Below are 17,887 nucleotides of genomic sequence, written 5' to 3' on the forward strand. Positions count from 1 at the left end.
ACCGGAAAACAATAAAAAACCGGTCTAATATTAATAAAATACGGAATATCAAATTTTATGAAAGATATTGTTTGCTCATTTTGCGGGGCCAGAAAAGAACAAGTTGAATTGATGGTATCAGGTTTAAATGCACATATTTGTAATAAGTGTATTGAACAAACCTGGCGTATTCTTAATGAAGAAAGAAAGCCCAAAAGCTCAGGTAAACCAGTGTTTAAATTGGTAAAACCTGCAGACATGAAAACACATCTTGACGAATACATTATTGGACAGGATAAAGCTAAAAAGGTGTTATCTGTTGCTGTGTATAATCACTATAAGAGATTAATGCAGAAAGAGTCTAATGATGAAGTGAATATTGAGAAGTCTAATATTATAATGGTGGGAGAGACTGGTACAGGAAAAACCTTACTGGCTAAAACCATGGCAAAAGCACTACAGGTTCCATTCTGTATTGCAGATGCAACTGTTATAACCGAAGCAGGTTATGTTGGTGAAGATGTTGAAACAATTCTTACTAGACTTTTACAGGCTGCAGATTACGATCAGGAATCTGCTGAAATGGGAATCGTTTATATTGATGAGATTGACAAAATTGCCAGAAAGTCTGATAACCCATCAATTACTAGAGATGTTAGTGGAGAAGGAGTGCAGCAAGCATTATTAAAATTATTAGAAGGATCAATAGTAAATGTTCCTCCACAGGGTGGTAGAAAACACCCAGAGCAAAAAATGATTGCAGTAAATACTGAAAACATATTATTTATTTGTGGTGGTGCTTTTGATGGAATCCAGAAAAGAATTGCATCAAGATTAAATACAAGACCAGTTGGTTTTGTAGGTGAAAGCGAAAAAGATAAAGAAGTAGATGCTGACAATCTATTGCAGTATGTTTCTAGCCAAGATTTAAAAGCATTTGGTTTAATACCTGAATTAATTGGTAGACTACCAGTAGTAGCACACCTTAATCCATTAGATAAAACAGCTTTAAGATCAATTCTTACCGAGCCTAAAAACTCTATTGTTAAACAGTATGTTAAGTTGTTTGAAATGGAGGATATCAAAATAACTTTTTCTGATGATGCACTCGATTTCATTGTAGATAAAGCGGTAGAATTTGGATTAGGTGCTAGAGGGTTAAGATCGATTTGTGAAGCTATTATGTTGGAACCTATGTACGATTTACCTTCTAATGACAGTGTGAAAGAGATGGAGATTAATCTAGAATTTGTAAAAAAACAGATTGATAATGCTGTAGATTCTAGAAAACTGAGGGTAGCCTAATTAAAGAAACCGATTGTATTTATAAGCTCATAATTAATAGGAAAGCATTATAAAATAAAAATATTTTAGTTATGGATATGATGAAAATGTTCGGCAAAATGAAGGAGGTACAGGCTAAACTTCAAGAAGCTCAAGAAGGTTTAGCAGATATTACCGAAACTGCCGAAGCTGGTGGTGGAATGGTTAAAGTTACCATAAACGGTAAGAAGCAAATCGTTAATCTAGATATAGATGACGACCTTGTAAAACCAGAAGACAAAGAAATGCTTCAAGATTTGGTAGTTGCTGCAGTTAATAAGGCAATGGAAAGTATTGAAGTAAGAGTAAAAGAAGAATTAAAAAAATCTACTGAAGGATTTATGCCTAATATTCCAGGAATGGATTTCGGTATGTAATTCAGTAAAACATATAGCTTCAGTTATCAAAAAATCAGCATAATTAATATTGGAAAGCAGGAGTAAAGTAGCAGTTGTTATATTAAATTATAATACAAGAGATTTACTGGAGCAGTTTCTTCCATTAGTAAAAACATATAGTGGCGATGCTCAAATAATTGTAGCAGATAATGCGTCTCCCGACGACTCTGTAAGTTATTTAGAGCAAAATCACCCAGATGTAAAAATTATAAAGCTATCACAAAACCTTGGGTTTTGTGGTGGCTACAATGAATCACTCAAGCAAGTAGATGCAGACTATTTAGTATTACTTAATACTGACATAGAAGTTACTCCCGGTTGGCTCGATCCCCTTGTTGCCGTTCTAGATTCCAATTTGCAGATTGCATGTTGCCAACCAAAAATTAAATCTTACAATAATAAAAATGTATTTGAACATGCAGGTGCTGCAGGAGGCTTTATTGACTATTTAGGTTATCCATTCTGCAGAGGAAGAATATTTAATACTGTTGAAGAAGACCACGGCCAGTACAATGATAGTAGCCAGATTTTTTGGGCAAGTGGAGCTTGTATGTGCATTCGAACTGAACTATTTAAATCTTTTGGTGGGTTTGATGAGAGCTTTTTTGCTCACATGGAAGAAATTGATTTGTGTTGGCGTATGCAGCGTGCAGGTTACAAAGTTTTTTATACTCCACAAAGCGAAGTTTATCATATTGGAGGAGGTACATTAGATTATGAAAATCCTAGGAAAGTTTATCTGAATTTTAGAAACGGCTTATTCATGATTTATAAAAACTTGCCATCTCAAAATCTGCTACCATTAATATTTATGCGATTGGTTTTAGATGGAGTTGCCGCTTGTTCTTTTTTAGTGCAGGGTAAATTTAAATCTATTTTGGCTGTACTAAACGCACACTTTTCCTTCTATACAAACCTGAAATCTTTAAATTTAAAAAGAAACGAACTACAGCCATCTCATAAATTTAAAGTAAATCTGCCTATATATAATAAAAGTATAGTGTTTAGTTATTTTGTAAAAAAACAGCAAACGTTTAATAGTTTAGAAAAAATAAACTATTAGATAGCTCTTCCTTTAAAGTAGTCTTTTCTTAAATATTTTTTAAGGTTCATCCAAAAGGCTAAAGCCAGATATATTATAATAGGTGAGCCAAATGCTATAAAAGAAGCATAAATAAAGTAAAGACGAATTACATTAGTAGAAATTCCAAGAATATCTCCTAACCAAGTGCATACACCAAACGCTTTTTTTTCAAAGAAGTACAGTATCCTTTTCATAGCCTTCTGATTTGTTATTTCAAACAACAATAATCTTTAAGCATTTTTTGAAATAAATTACAAAGCAATTTAAACAGTTATGGAACTGCATTGTTATAATACAGTAAAGTGATTTATATCAAATTTAGTGAAAAATATTACTTGTATGTTTATGTGAGTAAGTTTTTTTATTTTCTTAGATTTGCCTTTAAAATCACTATATATTTATATAAAATCTAATTTTTTATTGGAATAGTTAATTTATAAAAATAATTTTGTAATCGATAGAGTACTAAACTTAGAGAAATTTGTTATGAATATGTACAAACGGGCGTTATCAGCTTCTTTACTTTCAGGTTTGCTGTTTATGGCAAGCTGTAACTCACTTACACCACTTATTGAGTCAGCTAAGAATGGACAGTCAACTATTGAACCATCTCCACTTGAATTACATGGAGATTCTGTTTCATTTGTAGCTTCAGTTACAGTTCCTGAAAATGTACTGAAGCCGAAAATAATGTATGAACTACAAGTATATTACGATACTGAAACTACTGATCCAGTTTTATTGGGTACAATGGAATATGATGGTGATCAGTTAGCAGAGAATCCATCTCCAACAGTAGAAAAATACTTTGGATTTATCTACGAAGACCAATACAAAGAAGGTCAAGTTCAATTCAAAGGAAAAGCTTACAAAAAGAAAAAACCAGAGAAATTTAAAGAGTCTGAGTTCTATACTCTAGATGAATTAGGTAAAGGTGTTATTACTACTTCTCAATTAGTACAAGCTCCTTACGTAGCTAACTACGTACCTCACGGTTACGACAACTCTGAGAAATATGTACCACAAAACATCGACTTCTACTTCTTACAAGGAAGATCAAACTTGAGATATAGTGAGAAAAGAGGCGATATGGGTAAACAACTTGATACTTATGTAAAAGAGAACTTACCTACAAGAAGAGTAAACATTACTGGTATGCACTCTCCTGAAGGTCCTACTGATGTAAACAGCAAGTTAGCTAACGAAAGAGCTGCAGTTGTTGAAGAGTTCTATAAGTCTCTTGGTGAGAAATATGACTACGAAAGCACTATGGACAGCATCGAGTTTGTTCAAAAGCCTGTAGTTGAAGACTGGACTGCATTTAAAGATGCTGTTTCTGGTACTGACAGACTTTCTGATGCTCAGAAAAGTGAAGTAATGGATATCGTTAACGGTTCTGGTGATTTCGTATCTAAAGAATTAAAATTACAAACTCTTTCTTTCTACAGAACTCTTTTCAGAGAAATCTACCCTCCATTAAGAGCTGGTAAAGCTGAAGTTCTTCAAATTAAAGACGAGCCTACAGATGCTGAGATCATGGTTATGTCTCAACAAGCTGCTAACGGTGAAGAAGTTGACGGATTAAACTCTAAGATGGTTGCTTATGCTGCTTCTATGTCTCCAGATCTTCAAGAGAAAGAAAAAATGTACCAAGCTGCTATCAAAATGGATGATAGCTACTCTGCTTACAACAACTTAGGTGCTACTTATATGGAAATGGCTGTTCAAGCTGGTTCTGCAAGTGATAAAGAAAGCTTTGTTGAAAAAGCTATCTCTAACTTCAAGTTAAGTATTCAAAAACAACAGTCTACTGAAGCTAAAGTAAACCTTGCAAGTGCTCAGTTACTAACTGGTGATGTTGAAGGTGCTAAGGCAAGCTTAAGCGGTGCTAGCGGTTCTGGTGAATTAGGTCAAACTATCAGCGCTCTTAAAGGTTACTTTGCAATCACAACTGCAGACTACTCAACTGCTATCAGCGAATTAGAGCGTGCTGGAAACGATCCAATGTCTATTTACAATAAGGCATTAGCTATCTTATTAAAAGATTCTAAAGAATTATCAGACGATTTCAGCAAAGCAAAATCTGCTTTTGGTGAAGCAATCTCTGCTGATTCTAAAAATGCTTATGCATTTTATGGTGCTGCTATTGCTGCTGCAAGAATGGGCAACAGTAGTGATGTAACTAGCAACCTTAAAAAAGCAATTGAACTTAACAGCGATCTTCAAGAAAGAGCTGTAAAAGACCTTGAGTTCATGAGCGTTCAGGATGCTGTAACTGCTGCGACCAGATAATCAATATTATATATATAAATTTTAAGCCTGCTTTTTTGCGAAAGCAGGCTTTCTTTTTTTATAATAGGTTTTTGTCATGTATTTTTGCTGCGCTTTAAAAATAGATTTCGTTTACCCAAGTATTAAAATATAGTTAAATATAGCAATGAGAGAAATACAATTTAGAGAGGCATTACGAGAGGCTATGTCTGAAGAAATGAGAAGGGACGAAAAAGTGTTACTAATGGGAGAAGAGGTAGCAGAGTACAATGGTGCTTATAAAGTATCACAGGGAATGCTAGATGAATTTGGTCCTGAAAGAATAATAGACACCCCAATTGCTGAACTTGGTTTTGCCGGTATTGGTATTGGTGCTGCAATGAATGGCTTAAGGCCAATTATTGAATTTATGACATTTAATTTCTCATTGGTTGCTATAGATCAGGTGATAAACGGCGCTGCTAAAATGAGATCAATGTCTGGTGGACAATACAATATTCCTGCAGTATTTAGAGGTCCTACTGGTAATGCAGGTATGTTGAGCTCTCAGCACTCTCAAAACTTCGAAAACTGGTATGCAAACACACCAGGTTTAAAAGTAGTAGTTTGCTCTAATCCTTATAATGCAAAAGGATTATTAAAATCTGCAATCAGAGACGACGATCCAGTTATTTTTATGGAGTCTGAGTTGATGTATGGTGATAAAGGTGAAGTTCCTGAAAGTGAATACCTTATTCCACTTGGTGTTGCAGATGTTGTAAAAGAAGGTTCTGATGTAACCTTAGTTTCTTTTGGTAAAATGATGAAAGTAGCTCACGAAGCTGCCGAAATTATGGAGAAAGAAGGTAAGTCTGTTGAAGTAATCGACTTAATGTCTGTAAGACCAATTGATTACAAAACTATTGTTGAATCTGTGAAGAAAACAAATAGATTGGTAGTTGTAGAAGAGGCTTGGCCAATTGGTTCTATCGCTTCAGAATTGAGCTACCATGTGCAAAAATATGCCTTTGACTATCTTGATGCACCAGTTTATAAGGTAAACAGTTTAGATGTGCCATTACCATATGCGCCAACTTTAATAGAAACTGCATTACCAACTGCAGAGAAAACTGTTGATGCGATTAAGGCAGTATTATATATGAAATAATTAATCTAGAAAGATTAAAATAAAAAAAAGCCTTTAAGGGAGTTTTCCTTTAAAGGCTTTTTTTTATCTATCAATTTTCTTTTGGGTAAAAAATTGATTTAAGCTCTTTGGCATCTTCTGGATTCATTCTGCCAGCTAAAACCAATCTTAATTGCCTTCTTCTTAGCGCTCCATTAAATAATTCTTTTTCTGCTTCGGTTTCGGGTACTAGTTCAGGTACAGAAATAGGGTTCCCCGATTGATCAACAGCAACAAAAGTGAAGAAAGCCTTGTTTGTAGCCACCTTTCTTCCAGAAGGAATATTTTCTGCTGTCACTGAAATGTGTACTTCCATAGAAGAATTAAAAGCTCTGGTTACCTGAGCTTTAAGTGTCACTACATCACCCAATGCTATAGGTTCAGAAAATGACACATTATCTACAGAAGCAGTTACAACTACTCTGTTAGAGTGTCGCTGAGCAGATATTGCCGCAACAATATCCATCAGGTGCATTAAACGGCCACCCATTAAGTTATTTAAGGTATTGGTATCATTTGGTAATACCATTTCCGTCATGGTAGCTAGTGATTCTTTAGCTGTTTTATGTTTTACAGGCATATTTATTATAATAGATGTGTATAGTTATTTTACCAACCAGATTCGCCCAACAATTTCACAAAACTAAAGTTACCAAACTCTCTTTTTTCGAACTTGTCTTCTTCAATTTTAGTAATACGTAGCATCTTCTGATGTTTTTTGTCTCCTACAGGAATTACCAGTTTACCCCCAACTTTTAATTGTTTTAATAAAGGTACTGGAATATCTGGTGCACCAGCAGTAACTAATATTTTATCGTAAGGAGCAGCAGACAACAATCCCTTAGTGCCATCACCACATATAAAATGGGCTTTGTAACCCATTCTATTTAATAGTCTTTTTGCTTTCTCAAATAATACTTTATTATATTCTATTGTATATAAGTTGCAACCTATTTCCATTAGTATAGAGCTTTGGTAACCTGAGCCAGTACCAATCTCTAGAATTTTTTCACCTGGAGTTACATCGAGCAATTCTGTTTGAAAAGCAACCGTATAAGGTTGAGAAATTGTTTGGCCTTCTCCAATAGCAAAAGCTTTGTCTTCGTAAGCATGTTCAACAAAAGCTGTATCCATAAAAATATGTCTAGGCACTTTAAGAACTGCTCTTAAAACCTGCTTTTGAGAAATACCTTTATTAATAAGTGTATCAACTAGTCTTTTTCTCAATCCCTTGTGTCTGTACGTATCCTCTAGTCGCATCATAATTTTAAAAATGTTTTATAAATTTAATTACAAAGGCATAAAAAATTTAGAAATATGAAATGAGAAGGATGAATCTATAGGAAATTTTTTTTTTATAGAAATATTCCATGATTCTATTTGTTAGTTTGGTTATTATTAATAATTTTGTGGCTCTAAAATACTAGGTCGCGTGGCCGAGCGGCTAGGCAGAGCTCTGCAAAAGCTCGTACAGCGGTTCGAATCCGCTCGCGACCTCAGGAAGATAAAAACTAACGCATTCTTTATAGAGTGCGTTTTTTTTTGTTTTTATGCAAAAAAACGTCAAACTATTTTTTTGTAATTTAGAAAAATTCTAAATAAAATTATTTAATGCGTTTTAAATATATAAATAACTGGTTTTCAGTTGTTTAATGAAGTAGTGTTATTGTTGTTTTACTAAAAGAAGTAGGGAAGTTTAAGTGCTTATTCGGTGTTTCGAATATCTTATTTGTTTAGAAGCCTTTGCATATTAAATTTGACCTCGATTAAAGAGAGAAGTGATTATTTATACAATACGTGGAAGTCAGATCATGAATAAACCATTCTTCGGAACGAAAGCATTACTGCTTTCAACTTTTTTGATTTTCTCATTCTGTTTCACAACCATAGCTAAGCAGGCAGATAGTACGCAAGCTTCAGCTGATGCTTCGGCAGCAGCTGATAATAGCGGTATACCTAGCAGTGCAGATGCAATTTCTCAAGGAGAGGAACTCTTCAAGGGAAACTGTCAGCAATGTCATGCCGTGCATGAGAAGGTTGTTGGACCTGCATTGCAGAACGTTTGGGAAAGGCAACCAGTTCCATGGTTGCTTAATTTTATTAAGTACCCTCAAAAGACTATTGATAGTGGGGATGAGTATGCGCAGAAATTGTACGCTCAGTACAATCAGTATATGCCTAACCACGATTTCTTTTCAGATGAGGAAATTCTTTCAATTCTAGCTTATGTAAAAGACCAGACTGAGAATCCTCCAGTTACTGCAAAAACAGGTGATGGTGGTACTGGTGGTGATGTTACTGGAGATGGTGGAACTGCTGTTAATTCAGATTTACTATTAGCTATTATAGTAGGTTTACTAATAATACTAGTAATACTTGCTATTGTAATGGTTTTATTGGCTTCAGTTTTAACCAAGTACATTAAGCAAGAGAAAGACTTAAGTGATGTAGATAAAGAGTATCTAGATCAGAAGTTTAAGCCTATGTCGGTTATTAAGAGCCCGGCATTTGCAGGTATTGTTACTTTTATTTTCGTAGCAGTTGTAGCTAAAGCTACTATAGACGGATTATTTACGATTGGTGTGCAGCAGGGCTATGCTCCGGATCAACCAATTAAGTTCTCACATAAACTGCATGCAGGTTATTATGAGATCGACTGTAAATATTGTCATACAGGTGTAGAGAAGAGTAAAAATGCGAATATTCCATCTGCGAATATTTGTATGAATTGTCATAATACTATTCGTACAAACTCTGAAGAAATTAAGAAAATATACACAGCGATTGAAAACGACGAGCCAATTAAGTGGGTAAGAATACACAACCTACCAGACTTGGCTTATTTTAATCACTCCCAGCACGTAAAAGTTGGTGGCCTAGAATGTGAGCAGTGTCATGGAAATATTAAGGAGATGGAAGTGGTTCAGCAATATTCATTATTGACGATGGGTTGGTGTATAGACTGTCATAGAAAGACAGATATTAATTCTAGAGGTAATGAGTATTATGAGAAGCTGGTTCAGATGCATAACTCAACAAGCAAAGAGCCGATGAAAGTGGAAGATATTGGTGGGCTTGAGTGTGCAAAATGCCATTATTAATACACTAATACACTTACAAAAAATTAATTTGATATTCGTCTCAATCTACATTTTGATTGTATGAAAAATAATAAAAAGACTTATTGGCAGGGATTAGAGCAGTTGAAAAACGATCCGGATTTTGTCAAGCATAATGAAAAAGAGTTTCCGGAAGAGTTACCTATAAAGGATGCTTATGGAGATAATACCGGTGGTTCTCAAGGTACTGGTAGGAGAGACTTTCTAAAAATGATGGGATTTAGTGTAGCAGCAGTTTCGCTAGCTGCATGTGAAGCTCCTGTAAGAAATGCAATTCCATATCTAAATAAACCTGAAACAGTAGATCCGGGTATTCCAAACTACTACGCTTCTACCTACGCTCAAGGTGGCGAATACTGTTCAGTAGTAGTAAAAACCAGAGAGGGGAGACCAATATTTGTTGAGGGAAATACTTTTTCTAAAGTTAGTAAAGGTGGTACAAGTGCAAGAGTAAATGCATCTGTACTTTCTTTGTATGATATAGAAAAACTTCAAGGACCAACTAAAGGCGGTGCTTCAACAGATTGGGCAACAGTAGATAAAGAAGTTTCTGCTTTTTTATCTAAAAATAGTGCTCCTTTCTATATAGTAGCAAATACAATTCTTAGCCCAACAACTAAGAAAATTATAAATGAATTTACTGCAAAATACCCTTCTGCAAAATTAGTTACTTACGATCCTGAGTCTGCTTATGGTATCTTAGAAGCTAATAAAAGACAGTTTGGTAAAGCTGTAGTTCCTAACTACGATTTCTCTAAAGCTAATACTATAGTAAGTATTGGTGCAGATTTCCTTACAAACTGGATATCTGGCGTAGAATACACACACGGTTATACTCAAAACAGAAAGGTGAGTCCAAAAGACTCTGATATGTCTAATCACTTTCAGTTTGAGTCTATTCTAAGTGTAACAGGAGCAGGAGCAGATTATAGAACTCCTATTAAACCATCTCAAAGTGGTTTAGTTGCTGCACAATTATATAACAAGATAGCAAGAGCTACTGGTGGAACTACAATAAGTGGTGTTGATGGTGCTGAGTTTGCTCACCTAGATCTTGCTGCAAAGAAATTATTAGCTGACAGAGGTACTTCATTAGTAGTTTCTGGCTCTAACAGTGTTTCTGAGCAAATCATAGTTAATGCAATTAACGAACTGTTGGGTAACTATGGCAAAACAATCGATATAAATACCCCTTCATTCCAAAAGCAAGGTAATGATGCAGAAATGCAAGCATTTGTAAAAGCTTTAGCTGGTGGAAAAGTTGGTGGTGTGTTATTCTATAACTGTAACCCAGTTTACGATTACCCACAAGGTAAACTAATTGAAGAGTCAATTTCAAAAGCTAAGTTAAGTATTTCTACTGCAGACAGAGCTGATGAAACTGCAAGTAAATGTGGTTATGTGCTTCCAGATTCTCATTATTTAGAGTCTTGGAGCGATGCTGAGCCTAAGAAAGGTTTCTTTAGCTTATGTCAGCCAACTATCAATAAAATTTTTGACACTCGTCAAGTTGAAGAATCATTATTGAAATGGGCTGGAAATAACACTTCAATTTACCAGTATCTTCAAGATCACTGGAAAGAGTCTATTTTCACTACTCAAACAGAAGTTGGTGAGTTTACTAAGTTCTGGCAAAGAGTATTACACAATGGTGTTTACGATATGGCTGAAACTTCAGCGTATACAAGTGTTCACGAAGGTGTAGTAGCAAGTGAAGGTGAAGAAGTTGTTGTTGCTGGAGTTGATATTAACTCTGCTGCATCTGCAATTAAGAGCAAAGCTACAGGAGAAGGATTAGAACTAGTAGTTTATACAAACCCTACAATAGGAACAGGAGCTTATGCCAACAATCCAATGTTGCAAGAAACTCCTGAACCAATCTCAAGAGTATGTTGGGGTAACTTCGTTTCAGTTTCTCAATCTTATGCTAGAGAAAAAGGAGTAGCAGGTGATTTTGAAACTAAAAAGCCGGTTGCTAAAGTAAAAGTAGGTGATGTTGAAATGTCTTTACCTGTAATTGTTCAGCCTGGTCAAGAGAAGAACACAATTGCAATTGCTCTTGGTTATGGTAGAGGAAAAGACTTTGCTGGCAAAGTGGCTGCAGAAGCTGGTGGTGTAAATGCTTTCCCATTTGTTACATTTGATGGAAGCTTAACATATAGCACTGCTAATGTAGATATTTCTTTTACAGGCGAGATGGAGCATGTTGCTCAAACACAAACTCACCATACTATTATGGGTAGAGAGTCTATTATCCAAGAATCAACTCTTGCTACTTATAAAGAAAAACCTAAAGAAGTATTAGAAAGATTTACGGTATCTACTTACTCTGGAGCTACTAAACCAAGTAATATTTCTCTATGGGATATCGATAAAGATGGTTTCCAAGAAGACCACAGAGGAAAAGAGAAAACAGATGATCTGTTTATCGATAAATTAGATATCGAAGCTGACAGATTCAGATACAAGAATCACCACTGGGGTATGAGTATCGACTTGAATGCTTGTACAGGTTGTGCGGCTTGTGTTGTAGCTTGTCATATGGAAAACAACGTTCCAGTTGTTGGTAAGCAAGAGGTTATTAACAGAAGAGAAATGCATTGGTTAAGAATTGACCGCTACTACAGCAACCCTGCGGGAGCGGAAAGCAATGCAGAACTAGAAGAAGCTGCTGATAATCCAGAAGTTGTATTCCAACCGATGATGTGCCAGCACTGTAATAGCGCTCCTTGTGAGACTGTTTGTCCGGTTGCTGCAACTACACATAGTTCTGAAGGTCTAAACATGATGACCTATAACCGTTGTATTGGTACTAAATACTGCGCTAATAACTGTCCTTATAAAGTAAGAAGATTCAACTGGTTCAAATATCACGCTAACGATGAGTTTGATTACCATATGAATAACAAGCTTGGCAAAATGGTATTGAATCCAGATGTTACTGTAAGATCTAGAGGGGTAATGGAAAAATGCTCTATGTGTGTACAGAGACTTCAAGCTGGCAAATTAAAAGCTAAGATTGAAGGAAGAACAGTAGTTGATTCTGATGCTCAAACTGCTTGTGCTAGTGCTTGTACAGCTGGTGCTATTACTTTCGGTGACTTGAACAACAAGCAAAGTAAAGTAAGAGAAACAATGGATGAGCAATTAGAAGCTAGAGCATATAATGTTCTTGACGAACTGAATGTAAGTCCTAACGTTTGGTATCTGGCTAAAATCAGAAATAAAGAAGAAGGTCAGGCTTAATAATTATAAGAATTTTTCATCTAGGTATATATAGAGTATGCAAATTGTATCACAAGTAAGAGAACCACTGATTACAGGAGGCAAGACCTACAAAGACATCACTAATGATGTATGTAGGCCTGTAGAGCAAGACCCTCCGAAAAGCTGGTTTGCAGCACTTACCGTAGCCCTAATATTGTTGTTGGCAGGTGGCGCATTTATGGGAGATATGTTATGGAATGGTATAGGAAGATGGGGATTGAATAAATCTGTTCAGTGGGCATGGGATATCACTAACTTTGTATGGTGGGTAGGTATCGGTCACGCAGGTACACTTATCTCAGCCGTACTTTTATTGTTCAGACAAAAATGGAGATCATCTATTAACAGAGCAGCAGAAGCGATGACAATTTTCGCTGTAATCTGTGCTGCTATTTGGCCTGTAGTTCACATGGGTAGACCATGGCTTGGAGCTTACTGGGCATTACCTTTACCCAATACATTTGGTTCGCTTTGGGTAAACTTTAACTCACCACTATTGTGGGACGTATTTGCAATCTCAACTTATTTTACCGTATCGCTTTTATTCTGGTACATTGGTCTAGTTCCTGATTTTTCTACATTGAGAGACAGAGCTGTTACCAAATTCCAGCGTATATTCTACGGTTTATTATCTTTAGGTTTTGATGGTTCAGCAAAAACTTGGATGCACTACGAATCAGTTTCGTTAATCCTTGCTGGTCTTTCTACTCCACTTGTACTTTCAGTACACACAATTGTAAGTTTTGACTTTGCTACTTCGGTAATCCCGGGATGGCACACAACTATATTCCCTCCATACTTTGTTGCTGGAGCGATCTTCTCAGGATTCGCGATGGTATTAACACTAATGTTGATTACCAGAGTACTTTATGGTCTTGAAGATTACATTACTATGGAACACATCGAAATGATGAATATAGTAATTCTAGTAACCGGTTCTGTGGTAGGTATTGCATATGTAACAGAGTTCTTCATCGCTTGGTACTCAGGTGTTGAATACGAACAATATGCATTTGCAAACAGAATGGGAGGTCAATACTGGTGGGCATACTGGTCAATGATGACTTGTAATGTTATTTCTCCTCAGTTGTTCTATTTCAAGGCAATCAGAACCAACCTAATCACAACTTTCTTCTTATCTATTGTTGTGAACATTGGTATGTGGTTCGAGAGATTTGTAATTATTGTAACTTCATTACACAGAGATTACCTACCATCTAGTTGGGTATATTTTACACCAACAGCTTGGGATATCATGTGTTATGTATTCACCTTCGGTTTATTCTTTACACTATTCTTCATGTTTGCCAAATTCTTCCCAGTAATAAATATGGCAGAGGTGAAAGCAGTATTGAAAGATTCAGACTCAAAAGTATATAAAGGTAGAAGAACAATACCTAACTCGTTGGTTCCTGAAGCAGACAGAGTAAAAGAAACTGAAATTGCATAATTCTAAAGGCATTAAGTAAGAGATAATGGAGTCTAATAAACATTTTTTAGTAGGAATATTTAATGATCAAGATATCTTGATCAGCGGTATAAAAAAACTGAGATCTGAAGGTGTAAAAATTTACGAAGTTTTCACACCATATCCTGTCCATCATTTAGAAGATGCATTAGGTTATAAAAGATCTAAAATGCCTGTAGCAGCTTTTTTCTTTGGCATAACAGGAACAATCCTGGCTATTTTAATGCAAACATTAATGCTAGGAGTTGACTGGCCAATGATTATTGGTGGTAAACCTTATATAGCCTATCCCGATTTTGTACCAGTTACATTTGAGTTAACTGTACTTCTTTCTGCATATGGTATGGGATTTACTTTCTTTATTTCTAGAGGATTAGGCCCAGGTGCTGTACCAAGAATGTTTGACAGAAGAGCTACAGACGATAAACATGTAATGGCAATTGATTTATCAGAAAATAAAAAGTCTGAAGATGAAATTAAGACATTACTTGAAAGCGTAAGTGCTGAAGAAACTTATCGTAAGGACTTTACAGATGAAGAGAATAATCCAAATTTCTGGAAGTTTCTTGTTGATACAATGACTAATGGTGTAACAAGTTCTAGCAGACAGTTAAATTAAGATCGATAATGAAAATTTTGTATAACATAGCAGGGATAATTTTATCAACAGTTTTACTCTATTCCTGTGGAGCTGGAGGAAATGACCCAGGCATTGAATATGCACCTCAAATGTATCATTCAGTACCTTATGAGCCATTAACTCAGATTACTGAAGAAGGTATTCCAGATGGTCCAATTTCATCTAATTATTATGTTACTAACTCTACACCATATAATAATTACAATGGAAAGAAACCGATGAATGAAATGACACCGGTTGAAGGAACCATTAAAAGACAAAACTATTCAAGAGCAACAGGAAGTACAGCTGCTACTACAGATCAAGAATTATTAATTTATGATCTACCAAAAGATAGCATTGATCTAGCTTCAAGAATATTAAAAAACCCATTATCAGACAGCCCTGAGATATTGCAAAGAGGTCAAGAGCTTTATGTAAGTTATTGCTCTCCATGCCACGGACCGGGTGGTAAAGGTGATGGTAAAGTAGGTGCTGTTTATAAAGGGGTGCCAAATTATTCTGCTGGTAGATATGCAACACTTACAGAAGGGCACATCTTCCATACTATTACGCATGGTAGAAACAGAATGTGGTCACACAAATCACAATTAAACCCAGAAGAAAGATGGATGATTGTGAAATATGTTCAGAAACTGCAAAAAGGAGAATAATTTAATTTAAGATTTAAATACACAGAAAGAATTCAAGATGGCGTCAGAAATACATGATATTGATTTAAATGAGAAATTTCATTTCTCTGATAAAGCCAAAAAAACCTTGTTCATCATTCTTGGTTTGGGTGTAGTATCCTTAGTAATAGGAATACTGATTGAAATGTTAGGAGGCGGCGGTCATGGTGAACATGCATCTCTCTTAATGGGAAATGATGCTTTAGCCTCTTCAGAACCTGGTGCTGCTGCAGAAGGTCATGCATTCCACTGGTGGAATAGACTTTTTGTTGATATGTGGATAAACAATGTTTATTTCACAGGGCTATCACTAATAGGTATATTTTGGGTGGCTATACAATATGTGGCTAGTGCAGGTTGGTCTGCTGGATTTAAAAGAGTACCAGAAGCTTTTGGTTCTTTCTTGCCAGTAACTGGTGTATTAATGTTAGTGGTTTTTATTCTTGCTAGCCACGACATGTTCCACTGGACACACACTGATTTATATGATCACGCAAGTGCTCATTTTGATAAAATTATTAATGGTAAAAAAGGCTTTTTCTTTATCCCTGGATCTGAATCTACGCCTTCAATTCCATATTTTTATTATTTAAGAATGATATTCTTCTTTTTAGGTTGGATCTTGTTTTTCAATCTAATTAGAAAGCAATCTGTTCTAGAAGATGTAAATGCCGGATTAGTTCACTACAGAAAAATGGTAACTCTTTCAGGAGCATTTCTAGTGTTTTTTGGCTTGTCTTCTTCTATGTCTGCTTGGGATTGGGTTATGTCAATAGACACGCACTGGTTCAGTACAATGTTTGGCTGGTATGTTTTCGCTAGCTGGTTTGTTTCTGGTCTGGCTGCAATAACACTCTTCTTAGTTTTTATGAAAGAGGCAGGTTACCTATCAATTATAAATGAGAACCATTTACATGACATGGGTAAATTTGTTTTTGGATTCAGTATTTTCTGGACTTATATCTGGTTCTCGCAATACTTGCTTATTTATTATGCAAACATGCCAGAAGAAACAATATACTTCTACGAAAGATTAAATTCAGATATATATAGTAAATATATTTTCTTCAACCTGATCATGAATTTCTTCTTCCCATTCCTTGCTTTAATGACAAGAGATGCAAAAAGAAAAATGACATTCCTAAAAATAGTTTGTACTGTAGTTTTAGTTGGTCACTGGTTCGATTTCTTCTTGATGATCACTCCAGGTACACTAAAACAAAACGGTGGATTCGGTTTTATGGAGCTAGGTGTTACCATGATCTACTTATTCGGATTTTTATGGGTAGTGCTAAGCAATTTAGCTAAACAAAAACTTATTGCTGTTAACCACCCAATGTTACAAGAATCAATTCATCATACAACTTAATTAAATTGAGAGGTAACAAGCTTAAGAAACTTTTAAATTTTTAACCAAGAGATATAAATTTTATGACCTCGGTTCTTCTAATAGTTGGAGTAGTTCTTTTACTAGTAATTCTGGCGCTTATATACAGAATATTTACTTTAGTAGGAATTGCTAAAGGGAATTCAAAGAAAAAGGTTAGTTTTAGTAATCAAGTTAATGCAATAATGTTTCCTATAGCCTTTTTTGTAGGTTTCGGTTCATTATTTTGGTACTCAGGCATAGCACAAAAATACTTTTTACCAGAAGCTGCATCTGAACACGGAGTAGAAATTGACTTTCTATTTTGGCTAACAATGGCGATTATTGGCTTTGCATTTTTTGCGACTCACGTTTTACTTTTCTGGTTTCCATTTAAATACCAGTATAAAGAAACAAGAGCTGCTTACTACTATCCACATAATGACAAACTAGAAATTGTTTGGACAATTATCCCTGCGATAGTTATGACACTCTTGGTAATTTCAGGTTATGTTGTTTGGAGCGATATCACATCACCTGCTCCTCAGGAAGCTGTAAACATAGAAATTATGGGTAAACAGTTTAACTGGGAAGTTAGATACGGAGGTTCTGACAAAGTTCTAGGTAGACATGACTATAAAAAAATTGATGGTACTAACTCTATGGGTATCGATTTTAGAGATCCTAACAGTATTGATGATTTTATAGCTAGAGATATTCATTTGCCTAAAGGTCAGCCAGTATTATTAAATATTAGATCTAGAGATGTAATTCACAGTGTATTTATGCCTCATTTCAGAATAAAAATGGATGCTGTTCCGGGTATGCCAACTAAGTTTTGGTTTACTCCTACAAAATCTACTGCTGAAATGAGAGAATTATTAAGTCAAGATCCTGCTTGGCAAGAAGTTAATCCTGATACTGGTGAACCAAGATACAAGAACTTTAACTATGAGTTAGCTTGTACTGAGGTTTGTGGAGGAAGCCACTTTGCAATGAAAAAAATAATTGTTGTAGATGAACCTGCTGATTTTGACAAATGGTACAAAGAGCAGGAGTCATGGGCTTCTAAAAATAAAGATTACTTGTCGAGCATTGGAGTTAACAATCTTGATTTGGCTATCTCTGAAGATTAA

Annotated in this window: 15 protein-coding genes and 1 tRNA gene; 13 read left to right on the forward strand and 3 right to left on the reverse strand. The window is 35.4% G+C overall.

The window, feature by feature from the left end:
* Window positions 1-57 precede the first annotated feature (57 nt).
* The 3 genes from clpX (at window position 58) to OQ292_RS14620 (ending at window position 2,763) form a co-directional block, all read left to right on the forward strand.
* Entirely contained in the window at window positions 58-1,284 is a 1,227-nt protein-coding gene (clpX, locus tag OQ292_RS14610; protein WP_284682880.1) for an ATP-dependent Clp protease ATP-binding subunit ClpX, read from the forward strand.
* A 71-nt stretch (window positions 1,285-1,355) separates the two neighbouring features.
* Window positions 1,356-1,679 (forward strand): YbaB/EbfC family nucleoid-associated protein, encoded by a 324-nt coding sequence (locus OQ292_RS14615; protein WP_284682881.1) that lies wholly within the window; start codon window positions 1,356-1,358, stop codon window positions 1,677-1,679.
* A gap of 49 nt (window positions 1,680-1,728) precedes the next feature.
* The gene (locus OQ292_RS14620; RefSeq protein ID WP_284682882.1) at window positions 1,729-2,763 is read left to right on the forward strand and encodes a glycosyltransferase family 2 protein; all 1,035 of its coding nucleotides are present in this window, start codon (window positions 1,729-1,731) and stop codon (window positions 2,761-2,763) included.
* Here the strand turns inward: OQ292_RS14620 and OQ292_RS14625 are convergent.
* Window positions 2,760-2,978: a PspC domain-containing protein gene (locus tag OQ292_RS14625; protein ID WP_284682883.1), complete on the reverse strand. Its 219-nt coding sequence runs from the start codon at window positions 2,976-2,978 to the stop codon at window positions 2,760-2,762. The two genes, OQ292_RS14620 and OQ292_RS14625, sit on opposite strands and share 4 nt — an antisense overlap.
* A 292-nt stretch (window positions 2,979-3,270) precedes the next feature.
* Between OQ292_RS14625 and OQ292_RS14630 the strand changes: the two genes are divergently transcribed.
* Together OQ292_RS14630 and OQ292_RS14635 are read left to right on the forward strand one after the other, a co-directional pair.
* The gene (locus OQ292_RS14630; RefSeq protein ID WP_284682884.1) at window positions 3,271-5,076 is read left to right on the forward strand and encodes a tetratricopeptide repeat protein; all 1,806 of its coding nucleotides are present in this window, start codon (window positions 3,271-3,273) and stop codon (window positions 5,074-5,076) included.
* A 145-nt stretch (window positions 5,077-5,221) separates the two neighbouring features.
* Window positions 5,222-6,202, forward strand: a complete 981-nt coding sequence (locus tag OQ292_RS14635) for a pyruvate dehydrogenase complex E1 component subunit beta (protein ID WP_284682885.1) — start codon at window positions 5,222-5,224, stop codon at window positions 6,200-6,202.
* A 70-nt stretch (window positions 6,203-6,272) separates the two neighbouring features.
* Here the strand turns inward: OQ292_RS14635 and OQ292_RS14640 are convergent, their stop codons facing one another.
* Together OQ292_RS14640 and OQ292_RS14645 are read right to left on the reverse strand one after the other, a co-directional pair.
* Window positions 6,273-6,800, reverse strand: coding sequence for an acyl-CoA thioesterase (locus OQ292_RS14640; RefSeq protein WP_284682886.1), 528 nt, complete (start codon window positions 6,798-6,800; stop codon window positions 6,273-6,275).
* A gap of 29 nt (window positions 6,801-6,829) precedes the next feature.
* Window positions 6,830-7,483, reverse strand: coding sequence for a protein-L-isoaspartate(D-aspartate) O-methyltransferase (locus OQ292_RS14645; RefSeq protein ID WP_284682887.1), 654 nt, complete (start codon window positions 7,481-7,483; stop codon window positions 6,830-6,832).
* Window positions 7,484-7,646: 163 nt separating this feature from the next.
* Between OQ292_RS14645 and OQ292_RS14650 the strand changes: the two genes are divergently transcribed.
* The 8 genes from OQ292_RS14650 to OQ292_RS14685 all read left to right on the forward strand — a co-directional run bounded on the left by OQ292_RS14650 (window position 7,647) and on the right by OQ292_RS14685 (window position 17,887).
* A tRNA-Cys gene (locus OQ292_RS14650) sits at window positions 7,647-7,717 on the forward strand.
* Window positions 7,718-8,031: 314 nt separating this feature from the next.
* Window positions 8,032-9,321, forward strand: a complete 1,290-nt coding sequence (locus OQ292_RS14655) for a c-type cytochrome (protein WP_284682888.1) — start codon at window positions 8,032-8,034, stop codon at window positions 9,319-9,321.
* A 60-nt stretch (window positions 9,322-9,381) separates the two neighbouring features.
* Entirely contained in the window at window positions 9,382-12,585 is a 3,204-nt protein-coding gene (locus OQ292_RS14660) for a TAT-variant-translocated molybdopterin oxidoreductase (protein ID WP_284682889.1), read from the forward strand.
* 37 nt (window positions 12,586-12,622) lie between these two features.
* The gene (gene nrfD / locus OQ292_RS14665) at window positions 12,623-14,056 is read left to right on the forward strand and encodes an NrfD/PsrC family molybdoenzyme membrane anchor subunit (protein ID WP_284682890.1); all 1,434 of its coding nucleotides are present in this window, start codon (window positions 12,623-12,625) and stop codon (window positions 14,054-14,056) included.
* A 25-nt stretch (window positions 14,057-14,081) separates the two neighbouring features.
* Window positions 14,082-14,693, forward strand: a complete 612-nt coding sequence (locus tag OQ292_RS14670) for a DUF3341 domain-containing protein (protein ID WP_284682891.1) — start codon at window positions 14,082-14,084, stop codon at window positions 14,691-14,693.
* A gap of 8 nt (window positions 14,694-14,701) precedes the next feature.
* Window positions 14,702-15,367, forward strand: a complete 666-nt coding sequence (locus OQ292_RS14675; protein ID WP_284682892.1) for a c-type cytochrome — start codon at window positions 14,702-14,704, stop codon at window positions 15,365-15,367.
* Window positions 15,368-15,404: 37 nt separating this feature from the next.
* Window positions 15,405-16,754 carry a quinol:cytochrome C oxidoreductase gene (locus tag OQ292_RS14680; protein ID WP_284682893.1) on the forward strand — a complete coding sequence of 450 codons (1,350 nt, stop codon included), beginning with the start codon at window positions 15,405-15,407 and terminating at the stop codon, window positions 16,752-16,754.
* 62 nt (window positions 16,755-16,816) lie between these two features.
* On the forward strand, window positions 16,817-17,887 hold the full coding sequence (locus tag OQ292_RS14685) for a cytochrome c oxidase subunit II (RefSeq protein WP_284682894.1): 1,071 nt from the start codon (window positions 16,817-16,819) through the stop codon (window positions 17,885-17,887).

It is taken from the genome of Chondrinema litorale (assembly GCF_026250525.1).
Lineage (GTDB): Bacteria > Bacteroidota > Bacteroidia > Cytophagales > Flammeovirgaceae > Chondrinema > Chondrinema litorale.

What these genes read in the sequence shown, in the direction of transcription:
- OQ292_RS14675 (WP_284682892.1), top strand. Translation starts at nt 14,702, where the DNA reads ATGAAAATTTTGTATAACATAGCAGGGATAATTTTATCAACAGTTTTA.
- OQ292_RS14680 (WP_284682893.1), top strand. Translation starts at nt 15,405, where the DNA reads ATGGCGTCAGAAATACATGATATTGATTTAAATGAGAAATTTCATTTC.
- OQ292_RS14645 (WP_284682887.1), bottom strand. Translation starts at nt 7,483, where the DNA reads ATGATGCGACTAGAGGATACGTACAGACACAAGGGATTGAGAAAAAGA.
- clpX (WP_284682880.1), top strand. Translation starts at nt 58, where the DNA reads ATGAAAGATATTGTTTGCTCATTTTGCGGGGCCAGAAAAGAACAAGTT.
- OQ292_RS14640 (WP_284682886.1), bottom strand. Translation starts at nt 6,800, where the DNA reads ATGCCTGTAAAACATAAAACAGCTAAAGAATCACTAGCTACCATGACG.
- OQ292_RS14630 (WP_284682884.1), top strand. Translation starts at nt 3,271, where the DNA reads ATGAATATGTACAAACGGGCGTTATCAGCTTCTTTACTTTCAGGTTTG.
- OQ292_RS14685 (WP_284682894.1), top strand. Translation starts at nt 16,817, where the DNA reads ATGACCTCGGTTCTTCTAATAGTTGGAGTAGTTCTTTTACTAGTAATT.
- OQ292_RS14660 (WP_284682889.1), top strand. Translation starts at nt 9,382, where the DNA reads ATGAAAAATAATAAAAAGACTTATTGGCAGGGATTAGAGCAGTTGAAA.
- OQ292_RS14625 (WP_284682883.1), bottom strand. Translation starts at nt 2,978, where the DNA reads ATGAAAAGGATACTGTACTTCTTTGAAAAAAAAGCGTTTGGTGTATGC.
- nrfD (WP_284682890.1), top strand. Translation starts at nt 12,623, where the DNA reads ATGCAAATTGTATCACAAGTAAGAGAACCACTGATTACAGGAGGCAAG.
- OQ292_RS14615 (WP_284682881.1), top strand. Translation starts at nt 1,356, where the DNA reads ATGGATATGATGAAAATGTTCGGCAAAATGAAGGAGGTACAGGCTAAA.
- OQ292_RS14670 (WP_284682891.1), top strand. Translation starts at nt 14,082, where the DNA reads ATGGAGTCTAATAAACATTTTTTAGTAGGAATATTTAATGATCAAGAT.
- OQ292_RS14655 (WP_284682888.1), top strand. Translation starts at nt 8,032, where the DNA reads ATGAATAAACCATTCTTCGGAACGAAAGCATTACTGCTTTCAACTTTT.
- OQ292_RS14635 (WP_284682885.1), top strand. Translation starts at nt 5,222, where the DNA reads ATGAGAGAAATACAATTTAGAGAGGCATTACGAGAGGCTATGTCTGAA.